Source organism: Massilia sp. SYSU DXS3249 (genome assembly GCF_053668055.1).
Map to the genome: position 1 here is coordinate 1 of NZ_JBSIPX010000029.1, position 12,528 is coordinate 12,528.

A 12,528-nucleotide genomic window follows, 5' to 3' on the forward strand; every position below is an offset into this window, starting at 1 on the left:
GCCCTTGAAATCAAGACCTGCTATACCGGCATGATGTTGCTGATATCGCCTGCCGCATGGAGACCTTACGACGCCATAGGGGCGCCAAAACTGAGCCATCTCTTGCTCGACATCGCAGCCCATGCCAGGCCCAAGGCACTGCGCAAGGCGCCGCAGGGCCCCAGGCGGCCAAAGAAGAAAGTCCACGTTTCAGCCGAAGAGAAGCGCCGCCATGTATCGACAGCGCGCGTACTAAAGGATGGCTTCGTTAGATAACACCTTTAAAGAACTGGCTCTCGAGCCCACCCTACAGCCTATCGGTCTTTCTCCGGCAGGCGCCTCCGGTCAGGCGTATTGATGGGGCGCCAATGAAAACGCCCTCTTGCGAGGGCGTTTGGTACGACAGCGGCAAGCGCTTGCTTACATAGTACGGAAGTTCAGGCCCACCATGATGCGGCGGCCGGCATAGGCGTAGTCCAGGATGTTGGGCGTACCGTCCGCGAACGGGGCATACGGGCCCTGGCTGTTGGTGGTGGTGGCGTTGCCCAGGTTGCGGCCTTCGACGAAGACCTCGAGGTTCGGCATCAGCTTGTAGGCCAGCTTCGCATCGATGAAGCGGGTCGTGTCGCGGAAGTTCGGCGAACCCGGGTTGTACGGGAAGCGCGTCAGCTGCACGCCCAGCGCCGGGTAGTTCTGGATCGCCCCCTGCTGGGTGCAGCCGGCGATGCAGCTGAACGACGACGCCACCGCCTGCACCGCCACCCGCGCCTGCAAGCGTCCATCGTCGTACCACAGGGCGTAGTTGTACGAATAGTTCGACTCGCGCTGCGGCGGCAGAGGCACCCCGGTCAGCAGGTCGACCGCGTTCTGCGTCGTCGTCACCGAGCGCAGCTTGGTGGCGTTGGCGTCGAAGCCGGTGTAGCGCAGGCGCCATGGCAGGAAGGTGAACGCGGTCTTGGCGCCCAGTTCCAGGCCCTTGCGGGTAGTGGCGGCGCCGTTCACCCACATCGAGTAATCGAAGGGCAGCGCGCCCAGGTCGGCCCCGGTGGCCGGATCGATCAGGCTGGAGCCGGCGAACAGCGGGATGCTGTTGACGCCCTGGCTGACGCCCGGACCGATCTTGCCTTTCTGCTTGAACACGGCGACGGTCAGCATGGTGTCGCGGTTCGGGTAATACTCGGCGCTGAGGTTCTGGTTGAAGTTCTGCTGCGCCTGCAGGGCCGGGTTGCCGAGGGTGCCCGAGCAGCGCTGCGATCCGGGCTGGTCGCCGTCCGCCGTGCGTTCGTCATAGGTGCAGGTGCCCGAAGGCAGCAGGTTCGCCACCGGGGGACGCGCGACCGTTTTGGCGCCGCTGTAGCGCAGCACCAGCTGGTCGGGCAGCAGCCAGGCGGCCAGGTTCAGGCTGGGCAGGACATCGTCGGCCTTGGCGTCGACTGCGGTATTCTGCACGAAGGTGTTGGTAACCGTGCCGCCCACCGCGTTCGGCACCAGCGGGTCGAAGTCGGGGGTCTTGGCGATCGACACCAGCGTCATCATGCCGACGCCGCTGACCTTGGTGCGCACGTAGCGTACGCCCAGGTTGCCGTCGAGGGTGAGGCCGAACGGCAGGCTGCTGTTGGTGAAGGGGACGCGGTCGATCGAGAAGTCGCCCATCAGGTAGAAGGCGTCGGAACGCTCGCGCAGTTCCTGGCGCGGCTGGTCGTAGAGCACGCCGTCGCTGCCGATACACTGCTTGACGCAGTCGTAATTGGTATTGCGCGCGTTCACCAGCGAGAACAGCTTGTCCACGTCGAGCTGGGTCCAGTTGTCGAGCATGCCGTCGGGGCGGCCCTTGGCGCCGTTGAAGAAGCGGGTCGAGGTGGCCTGCCCGTTCAGCCCGGCCGCCACCAGCTCCTGCCACTGCTGGGCGTTGAGCGTGACGGTGCCGTTGTTGGCCAGGCGCGGATCGGGATTGATCACGTAGCCGTATTCGCAGGCCTTGCCGCCCGGCCCCAGGGAACCGGGCGTATTCTCGCAACCCTGCACGAGCGTTCGCGCAATCGGCGTCGGGATCACGATCGGCGCCTGGTAGCCCGGCTGGCCGAAGGTGCCGACGGCGGCCTGGCGAACGATGCCGGCGCTGTTGCCGTCGCCCGGATTCCAGTTGTCCAGGCCGTTCTTGCGCAGGTTGAAGCCGGCCTTGAGGCGCGACAGGAAGGGCACGGACTCCGGCATCGCGTAGCTCAGGTCGAGCTTGGCGGTCTGCTCGAAGGTTTCACGGATCTGCGGGTTCCAGAAGGCTTCCGTGCGCGGGTTGCCCGGCGTGAGCAGGGGTTGCTGGGCGATCGTGTAGGCCGGCAGCGCGCGGTTGTTGAGTGGTCCGGCCGCCACCGCGTTGCTGTTCGACGCGGCCGGGAACAGGCGTGCGTACTGCGAGGCGTCGGACTGGTCGAAGTTCGAACCCGGGAACGAATAGCCCCACAATCCGTTCGGCAGCACCTCCATCGTGGCCGGGCCGTAGAAGTTGCTGAAGCTGATGCGGCGCTGGGCACGGCGGAAGTCGGAACGGGCGTCGGCCACGAAGAAGTCGGCGGTCAGCCCGTCGAGCTTGTAGGTGCCGCCCAGCTGCAGGTATTTCGCGTTGACCTGGCCGCGGTCGCGCAGCTGGTCGGTGGTGGCGGCGCCGTCGCTGATCGTGTATTTGGTCAGGTGGTGGTTGGAGTCGACCACCACCGAGGCCGGATCGATGTTGATCGCCATGCCCGGGTACGGGTAGGCGCTGTTGCGCACGGTCGGGGTGTCGTAGGTGTAGTAGCCCGAGCCCGGCACCGCTTCGCGCACGCCGCGCACGTTGTCGTCGACGAAGGCGCGGCCCACATACGCCGGGCTGATGACGATGCCCGGGTTGGTCGCGATGTTCCCCAGCGCGTAGGTCAGCTGGTGCATGTCGACCTTGCGCCGGTTGTAGCTGCCCTTGGCGAACACCTTCAGCTCGTTGTTGACCTTGAAGTCGGCGCGCAGGTCGAGGTTCTGGCGCTGGTCGAGCTCGCGCTTGACGAAGTAGCGCGGGCCGGACGGGGTATAGTCGTTCCACTGGTTCAGGCAGGTGACCAGTTCGTTGCCGCGCTGGGTGTAGGCATTCGCACGGCCCGCCGAGGCCATGGCATTGACCTGGGCCGCCGTGAGCGCCGGGAAGGCGGCGTAGCAATCGGCCTTGGTTTGGGCGGCGGCCGAGCGGGTCAGCACCTCGAGCGGCGTCGCGAAGTTGTACACGCCGCCGGCGGTGAGCGGCGTCTGCAGCAAGGGCTGGTTCACGCTCGAGTCGGCCATGTTCAGGGTGCCGGGCTGGAAGCTGAAGGTCTTCTCGGGCGAATGGTCGAAGTCGGCCGTGCGGTAGTAGCCCTGCAGCGCCGAGAAGGCCGTCTGCACCGAGTGCGACTCGTTGCTGAGCGTGGTGCTCGATGCGTTCAGGAGCAGGCCGAGGCGGCCGTCGAAGAACTTGTCGGCCAGGACGACGTTGGTGTCGGGCTTCCACTTCTTGTCGAGCGAGCCTTGCGAGGCGCCCACCCGCACCGAGGCGTAGGGCTTCTTGAAATCGAGGCCGGTACGGGTCTTGATGATGATGCCGCCGCCCAGCGAGCCTTCGGTCATGTCGGCGGTCGAACCCTTGACCACGTCCACGCTCTTGATCAGGTCGGCCGACAGCTGGCGAAATTCGCTTGCGCGGCCGCTGGCGCCGCTGGTCGCGCCCATGTCGGCGCCGCCGGCCGACTGCACGCCCTGCCCGTCGAGTTCGACGCGGGTCAGGTCGGCGGAATTGCCGCGCACCGCCACGCTGACGCCTTCGCCATATTCGCCGCGGTCGAGCGCCACGCCGGACATGCGCGAAATCGCCTCGCCGATATTCCGGTCGGGCAGCGAGCCGACGTCTTCGGCGACGATCGAATCCATGGCGGTGGCCGCATTCTTCTTGCGGTCGATTCCCGACTGCTGGGATGCGCGGGTCGCCACGACCTTGACGGTCTGGATCTTCGTTTCCTCGGCCGCGGGAGCATCCTTGCCTTCCGCCGGCTTCTCCTGCGCCAGCGCCGCATTGCCGGCCACCAGCGATGCCAGCGCAAGCGCCACCGCATAACTCAAACGATTCGGCCGTAACGGGGCCCCCGTCATATCTCGCATTGTCTCGCTCCAATTTTCACGTTGTTGTATCCATCGGATCGCCGGGCGCCCTTGCGGCCCGCGCGACCGTGGCTTCTCTTTATATGCCTGCACCGGCCGGCTGCTTCGGCGGCCGATCCGGTTTGCCCGCTGCTGGTATGAAGGATGAATCGAGACAGGCGGGCCAGCCTCGGGTCGATTGTGCTTGGTTCCGCCGTGGCACAGCAATTGCGAAAATAACCAACCCGGCACCCGTTTTTTCACAAGCGCCGCGGTCCGCGACACTTCGAAAAAAAAGCACCGCCGCTTGGCGGTTTTCGCAATTGCGGTGCGGGCCGAGTGCTCGCAGAATGCCCGCAGCGCGCACCGCCGACGGCGCTTCGACCCCCTTGAAGGAGACCCATGAAAGCATCGATCGCATCGCTCGGCACGCTCGCCCTGTTCCTGTGCGGGGCCGCCGGCGCCGGGCGCACCATCGTCGTGGCCGCCGATGGCAGCGGCGACGTCCGCACCGTGCAGGAAGCCTTTGCCGCGGTACCGGACAACAGCGAGGAGCGCACCGTCATCCACGTGAAACCTGGCACCTACGACGGCCAGAAGATCCTCGCCAGGGAAAAGCGCAAGGTCACGCTGCGCGGCGAGCAGGCCGAGACCACCATCCTCACCTGGCACGCCAACACCAACGAGGAGCAGCCGCCGGGCACCCATCCGCGCCACAAGGGCACCGCGCTCGTCGTGCTGGCGGACGACTTCCATGCCGACCGGCTGACCTTCCGGAACACCTCGGGCGACCACGGACAGGCCCTTGCCCTGCGCATCGACGGAGACCGCGCGGTCGTCAGCAACAGCCGCCTGCTCGGCTGGCAGGACACCGTCATGCTCAACGACGGCCGCCACTATTTCCGCGACACGTATATCGAGGGCCGCGTCGATTTCATCTACGGCAGCGCGACGGCGGTGTTCGAGCGCTGCGAGATCCGCAGCAAGAACGGCGGCTACGTGACAGCCGCCAGCACGCCGCCCGAACGCGCCCACGGCTTCGTGTTCATCGACAGCCGCCTCACCGCCGACCCGGCGCCCTGGGTCGACCCTACCGGGAGCATTCCGCCCAAGGCATCGAACCCCGCGCCGCAGGCCTGGCTGGGCCGTCCATGGCGTCCGCATGGCAGCGTCACCTTCGTCAACACCGAGATGGGCGCGCACATCCACCCGGCCGGCTGGGACAACTGGCGCAAGCCCGCCAACGAACGGACCGCGCGCTATGCCGAGTACAACAGCCGCGGCCCCGGCGCCAACCCGTCGGCGCGCGCCGCCTGGTCGCGCCAGCTGAGCGCCGCCGAGGCCGAACAACTCACCGCCGCCAGGATCCTGGCCGGCACCGACGGCTGGCGGCCGCAATGAATGGCCGTCCGCCACCATCCAACCTGACGCCCAACCGGAGCCTGCCATGACCCGACCCCTCGCACCGAACGACAAGCGCCGCGGCCTGATGCTGGGCATGGGCGGCCTGGCGCTGCTGCCGGCCCTGCCCGCGCTTGCTGCGCCCATCACGTCAGGCTCGCGCCACGCCAACCTGCTCTGGTACCGCCAGAGCGCCGCGCGCTGGGAGGAAGCCCTCCCGCTCGGCAATGGCCGGCTGGGTGCGATGGTCTTCGGCCGCGTCGGGCAGGAACGCCTGCAGCTCAACGAAGACACGCTGTGGGCCGGCGCGCCCTACACGCCCGACAATCCGGAGGCGCTGGAAAACCTGCCCCGGGTACGCGCCCTGCTCGCCGAGGGCAAATACGCCGAAGCGACGGAGCTGGCGAATGCCGGCATGATGGCCAAACCGGTGCGCCAGATGTCCTACGGCACCCTGGGCGACCTGCTGCTGACGATGACAGACGCGCAGCTTCCCGGCGAGTACGAACGCTCGCTCGACCTGGCCACCGCCATCGCGCACACGCGCTACCGCACCGCGCAAGGCGCCTGGCAGCGCGAAGCCTTCGTCTCGGCACCGGACCAGGTCATCGTGCTGCGCCTGACCGGCCCGAAGGGAAAACTCGGTTTCCAGCTGGACTGGCGCGCGCCGCGCAAGGTGAGTTACGCGGCCTCGAACGACCCTGGCCTGGCCACCGACCTGGCCGGCGCGCCGCCGGTCGACTGGCTGGCGCGCGAAGACGCCGGCGCCCTGCCGGCCGACGCGCGCATCGAAGCCGACGGGCCGGATGCGCTCCTGATCACCGGCCGCAACGAAGCCATGCACGGCATCCCGGCCGGCTTGCGCTATGCGCTGCGGGTGCAGGTGCTGGGCGACGGCCGTCTCGAGCTGGCCGACGGCCGCCTGACCCTGCGCGGCGCCAGCGAAGCGACGCTGCTGATCGGCGCGGCCACCAGCTACGTCAACTACCGCGACGTCGGCGGCGACCCGGTGGCGGCGGTGCGGGCCCATACCCGGCGCGCGGCCGCCAGGACCTATGCCGCGCTCCGGCGCGACCATGTGCGCGAGCACGGGCGCCTGTTTTCCCGCATGTCCGTCGACCTGGGCAGCAGCCCGGCCGCCGCGCTGCCCACCGACCAGCGCATCGCCGCCGTCGGCAAGCAGGCCGACCCCGCACTGGACGCCCTCTACCTGCAGTACGGACGCTATCTCCTGATCGCCTCGTCGCGCCCCGGGACCCAGCCGGCCAACCTGCAGGGCATCTGGAACCAGAGCACCAATCCGCCCTGGGGCGGCAAGTACACCATCAACATCAACACCCAGATGAACTACTGGCCCGCCGACGCGGCCGGGCTGGGCGAGTGTGTCGAGCCGCTGCTGCTCATGGTCGAGGACCTGGCCCGGACCGGGGCGGCTACCGCCCGCACGATGTACGGCGCGCGCGGTTGGGTGACCCACCACAACACCGACCTGTGGCGCGCCGCCGCGCCGATCGACGGCGCCAAATTCGGCATGTGGCCCTGCGGCGGCGCCTGGCTGTGCAACACGCTGTGGGACCATTACGACTACAGCCGCGACGAAGCGACCCTGCGCCGCCTGTACCCGCTGCTGCGCGGCGCCGCCGAGTTCTTCCTCGACACCCTGGTCGAGGACCCGCAGGGACGCGGCCTGATCACCTCGCCCTCGCTGTCGCCGGAAAACAACCATGGCTTCGGTTCTTCGCTCGCAGCCGGGCCGGCCATGGACCGCCAGATCGTGCGCGACCTGTTCGCCCACACGCTGGCGGCGGGCCGCCTGCTGGGACAGGACGCGGCCCTGCTCGAACAGGTCGCCGCGGTGCGCGCGCGCCTGGCGCCGGACCGGATCGGCGCCCAGGGCCAGCTGCAGGAATGGCTGGAAGACTGGGACGCGGGCGCGAAGGATCCGCACCACCGCCACGTGTCGCACCTGTACGCGGTCTACCCGAGCAGTCAAATGAACCTGCGCGACACGCCCGAACTGGTGCGGGCCGCGCGCAACGCGCTGGTGCGGCGCGGCGACTTCGCCACCGGCTGGGGCACCGCCTGGCGCCTGTGCCTGTGGGCGCGCATGGGCGACGGCGAGCATGCGTACTCGGTGCTGAAGGGACTGACCGGGCCGATGCGCACCTACCCGAACATGTTCGATGCGCACCCGCCCTTCCAGATCGACGGCAACTTCGGGGGCGCGGCGGGCATCATGGAGATGCTGCTGCAATCGTGGGGCAGCGAGGTGCTGCTGCTGCCGGCGCTGCCCTCGGCCTGGCCTACCGGCAGCGTCAAGGGCATCCGCGCCCGCGGTGCCCTGAACCTCGACCTGGCCTGGCGCGGCGGCCGGCTCGCCAGCGTCCGGATCACGGGCAAGCCCGGGACCGGCGTACGCCTGCGCTACCAGGGCAAGCTGTTCGCCGTCACGCTCGACCGCAGCGGCGTCTTCGCCGCCGGCGGCGCCTTGCCGAACGCACTCTCCTGATTCGATGCCGCACTTCACCCAGAGGAATCCCATGCACCTGATCTCCCCCATCGCGTTGGCCTGCATCCTGTCGTGCGCCGCGTCCGCCAGCCATGCCGACGCGCCACCGCCCTTCCGCAACACCTCGCTGGCGCCAGAAGAACGCGCCCGCGACCTGGTGGCGCGCATGACGCTGCAGGAAAAGGCCGAGCAGATGGGAGACACCGCGCCCGCCATCGGACGGCTGGGCCTGAAGCGCTATGGCTGGTGGAACGAAGTGCTGCACGGCGTCGCACGGGCGGGGAACGCCACCGTCTTCCCGCAGGCGATCGGGCTGGCGGCGACCTGGAACGCAGGCTTGATGCAGCAGGTCGGCGACGCGATCGCGCTCGAGGGCCGGGCCAAGCACAACGCCGCGCTGCGGCGCGACCCGACGGGCACCAGCCGCTATTTCGGCGTGAATTACTGGACCCCGAACATCAACATCTTCCGCGATCCGCGCTGGGGCCGGGGCCAGGAAACCTATGGCGAAGATCCGCACCTGTCCGGGCAGCTCGGCATGGCCTTCATCCGCGGCATCCAGGGCGAGGACCCGCGCCTGTTCAAGGGCATCGCCACGCCCAAGCACTTCGTGGTCCATTCGGGGCCGGAGCCGCAGCGCCACAGCTTCAACGTGAACGTCTCGCCCTTCGACCTGGAAGACACCTACCTGCCGGCCTTCCGCAACGCCATCGTCGACGCCGGCGCGCAATCGCTGATGTGCGCCTACAACGCAGTCGACGGCGTGCCGATGTGCGCCAGCCCGCTGCTGCGCGAGCGCCTGCGCGGCGACTGGGGCTTCAAGGGCTTCGTGGTGTCGGACTGCGACTCGGTGGGCGACCTGGTCACTGCCCACAAGACCTCGCCCGACATCGCCCATGCCTCGGCCACGGCGGTGCGCGCCGGGACCGACCTCGATTGCGGCAAAACCTACCTCGGCCTGCCTGCGGCGGTCGAGCGAGGCTTGATCCGCGAATCCGAGGTCGATACCGCGCTGGTGCGCCTGATGGCTGCCCGCATCCGCATGGGCCTCATCGACGGCAGCCCCTTCGATGTTCTGCCCCAGGACGCCGTCAACGCCGCCGGCCACCGCGCGCTGGCCCTGCAGGCGGCGGAACAGGCCATGGTCCTGTTGAAAAACAAGGGCGGGCTGCTGCCCCTGCGCGCTACCGCGCGGATCGCCGTCGTCGGCCCAAACGCCGCCCTGCTGCAAAGCCTGGAGGGCAACTACAATGGCACCATCGTCGATCCTTCGCTGCCGGTCGACGGCCTGCGCGCCGCCTTCGGCAAGGCGCGGGTGCACTACGCCGCCGGTGCGCCGCTGGCCGACGGCATGCGCATGCCGATTCCCGAGACTTACCTGCGCCCCGCCGCCGGCAGCGCGGAACAGGGCCTGCGCGGCGAGTACTTCGACAACCTGACCTTCAGCGGAACGCCGCGCATGACGCGGGTCGACCCTGTCATCAATTTCAACTTCCAGCACAGCGCCCCGGCCGGCTTCACGCCCGGGAAATTCTCGGTACGCTGGACCGGCCTGGTCACGCCGCCCAAGCCGGGCACCTATGAAATCGGTTTCCGCATGACCGCGCGCAAGGACCGGCCGATCCCGAACATTAAGGTCTGGATCGACGACGAATTGGTGGTCACGCCCGAGCTGGCCGGCATCAACGCGGGCAACACGGCGGTCTGCTCCGCCGGCAACTGCGAACAGCGGACCAACAAGATCGAATTCGCCTTTGCCGACACCGCGCCGCGCCGCGTGCGCATCGAGTACGTGCGTTCGATGGACGACCGCGCGAGCAGCCTGGAATGGGTCACGCCGAAGGACGCGATGGTCGACGCGGCGGTCGCCGCCGCCAGGCAGAGCGACGTCGTCGTCGCCCTGGTCGGCCTGTCGCCGGACCTCGAGGGCGAATCGATGAAGGTCGACTACCCGGGCTTCCGGGGCGGCGACCGCATCAGCCTTGCCCTGCCGGATGCCCAGCGCCGCATGCTCGAAGCCGTCAAGGCCGCCGGCAAGCCGCTGGTCGTCGTCTACCTGACCGGCGGCGCAATTTCCGACCCATGGGTGGAAAGCAATGCCGACGCCCTGCTCCAGGCCTGGTATCCGGGCGAAGCGGCCGGGACCGCCCTCGCGCGCGTCCTCACCGGCAAGACCAGCCCAGCCGGCCGCCTGCCCTACACCGTCTACCGCTCCGAAGCGGACCTGCCGCCCTTCGCCGACTACGGGATGGCGAACCGCACCTACCGCTATTTCAAGGGGCCGGTGCTGCATCCTTTCGGGCATGGTCTGAGCTATACCCGTTTCGCCTACGGCAAGCCGAGGATGTCGGCCACCCGCATCGAGGCCGGCCAGCCGCTGACGGCCACCGTCACGGTGCGCAATACGGGCAAGCGCGACGGCGACGAGGTGGTCCAGCTTTATCTGGCCAAGCCGGGCGATACGGCCAATCCGGTGCTGGCGGGCTTTCGCCGGATCCACCTCAAGGCGGGCGCCAGCCAGGCGGTCTCCATCGGCCTGGATGCGCGGGCGCTGTCGCAGGTCGATCCTCAAGGCGCGCGCAAAGTGCGGGCCGGGGCCTACACGCTGTACCTCGGCGGCGGCCAGCCGGCGTTTGCGGCATCGGTGGAGGCCAACGTGCAGGTGACGGGCGAAGCCGTGCTGCCCAGATAAGCGCCTGCCCTGTTGCATGGCGGAGTTTCGAAATCCGCCAGCCACCGTTACGATTTTTGCCACGCCGCTCATATTCGGTCTAACCACCTCTACACTGGCCCGACCAATATGATCTTAATGAGGCGAAAATGGAGACACAGGAAAACCGGTTCAAGCTTGGAATGGGACCGCGCAAGACGAGCATGGGCATGCTGGTCGCGGCGGTATTGATGCAGGGCTGCGGAGGCGATGCCGGCGTCGACGCCGGCACCGCGCCGGCTGTCGCGACGGCAGGCATGGTCGTCGCCCAGCCGGCCGGAGAATCGGCTGCCCCCGCGGCCACGCCGCAAGCGCAGGCGAACGCCGTCAGCGGCTGGGCTTCGCAAGGCGAAGGCACCACCGGCGGCGCGGATGCCCCGGCCAGCAACATCTACGTCGTGCGCAACTGGGCCGAACTGAAGGACGCCCTGAAGAACGTGAACAGCCCCACCTACGCGACGAGTCCCGCCGCGGCCAGGGTGGAGCCGAAGATCATCCAGGTGGCGGGCACGATCTACGGCACCGACATCGGCAATGGCAGGCTGGCCGACGAGGCCTACTACAAGTCGCTCAATGCCACCGCCGCCAAATGGGACTGGCACCTGTACTTGCAAAGCCTGGACACCGCCTTCATGGCCGGCCTGAACGCCAGGGTCGCCGCGGGCGATGCGGCAGCCATCGCGACCAGGGCCAGGATCTCGGCCCTGAGCTCCGCGAAGAGCACGCTGCGCAACTTGCAGAAGGAGCAGATCCAGGCCATCGTTCCGTCCAACACGTCGCTCGTCGGCGTAGGCAGCGATGCCAAACTGGTCGACGGCTACTTCTCGATCAACGCCAGCAAGAACATCATCATCCGCAACCTCGAGCTGGAGGCGCCGCGCGACCTCACCGCCGACTGGAACGGGAAGGAATGGAACGCCAGGTACAAGGCCATCTCCGTGGTCACCGGCAAGCAGCTGTGGATCGACCACAACACGCTGAGCGACGGCAGCCATCCCGACTCCAGCGAAGTGGTCACGATCAACGGCGTCACCAGCAGGGTCCAGCGCCACGACGGCCTGCTCGACATGGAAGACAGTACGGATTACGTGACGATCTCGTACAACGTCTTCAAGAACCACGACAAGACCAACATGGTGGGCGGCTCCGGCGACCAGAACGGCCACAAGGAGCGCGCCTTCAACCGTCTCACGTTCAGCAACAATATTTGGGAGAACACGACGCAGCGTGCGCCGCGCGCCCGCTTCGGCCGCATCCACCTGTACAACAACTACTACAAGGGCGACACGGCGGCGCAGGAATACAAGCTGAGCTACTTCATCGGCATGGGCGCGGAGTCGAAAATCCTGTCCGAGTCCAATGCGTTCGAGATCACCGGACCGGGTGCGTATGCGTCGAAAGTGGTGTCGAACCTGAACGGCTACCAGTTCAAGGACGTCGGCTCCTGGATCAACGGCGTGCCTGCCTCAGCCGACATCGAGGCCGCCGCCAGGGCCGCACTGGAAAAGAACTGGGCCAGCGCGAGCGCCGCTGCCGCCGCCAGCAACTTTGCGATCGGACCCTATACCAACGAGCTGGGCTGGGCTCCGGCCTATCGCTACACGCCGGGTCACAGCTTCGCGCAAGTGAAGGCGCATAACCTGGCGCACGCAGGCGCTGGCAAGGTGTCGATCGCCCCTCCGGCGATTGAGCTCACGCACCGTTCCCGCTAGTGCGTTACGGCCCGTTCTCGACCTGACGGGCTTCACCTTGTAGCAGAATGCCGGGGAGACGCTGGCAAGCGTCTCCCCGG

Annotated in this window: 6 protein-coding genes; 5 read left to right on the forward strand and 1 reads right to left on the reverse strand. The window is 67.9% G+C overall.

Annotation, left to right across the window (positions count from 1 at the left end; translation table 11 throughout):
- Positions 1–255, forward strand: a 255-nt coding sequence (locus tag ACWCIA_RS22240; RefSeq protein ID WP_454166664.1) for a hypothetical protein, incomplete at its 5' end; no start/stop codon positions are given.
- Between the two features lie 144 nt (positions 256–399).
- Here ACWCIA_RS22240 and ACWCIA_RS22245 read toward each other — a convergent pair.
- Entirely contained in the window at positions 400–4,086 is a 3,687-nt protein-coding gene (locus ACWCIA_RS22245; protein WP_454166665.1) for a TonB-dependent receptor, read from the reverse strand.
- A 432-nt stretch (positions 4,087–4,518) separates the two neighbouring features.
- Here ACWCIA_RS22245 and ACWCIA_RS22250 point away from each other — a divergent pair, with 432 nt between their 5' ends.
- The 4 genes from ACWCIA_RS22250 (at position 4,519) to ACWCIA_RS22265 (ending at position 12,448) form a co-directional block, all read left to right on the forward strand.
- Positions 4,519–5,517 (forward strand): pectinesterase family protein, encoded by a 999-nt coding sequence (locus ACWCIA_RS22250; RefSeq protein ID WP_454166666.1) that lies wholly within the window; start codon positions 4,519–4,521, stop codon positions 5,515–5,517.
- A 46-nt stretch (positions 5,518–5,563) separates the two neighbouring features.
- Positions 5,564–8,026 (forward strand): glycoside hydrolase family 95 protein, encoded by a 2,463-nt coding sequence (locus ACWCIA_RS22255; protein WP_454166667.1) that lies wholly within the window; start codon positions 5,564–5,566, stop codon positions 8,024–8,026.
- Between the two features lie 31 nt (positions 8,027–8,057).
- Positions 8,058–10,718, forward strand: coding sequence for a glycoside hydrolase family 3 C-terminal domain-containing protein (locus tag ACWCIA_RS22260; RefSeq protein WP_454166668.1), 2,661 nt, complete (start codon positions 8,058–8,060; stop codon positions 10,716–10,718).
- A 128-nt stretch (positions 10,719–10,846) separates the two neighbouring features.
- Positions 10,847–12,448, forward strand: coding sequence for a pectate lyase family protein (locus ACWCIA_RS22265; RefSeq protein WP_454166669.1), 1,602 nt, complete (start codon positions 10,847–10,849; stop codon positions 12,446–12,448).
- Positions 12,449–12,528: the final 80 nt, after the last annotated feature.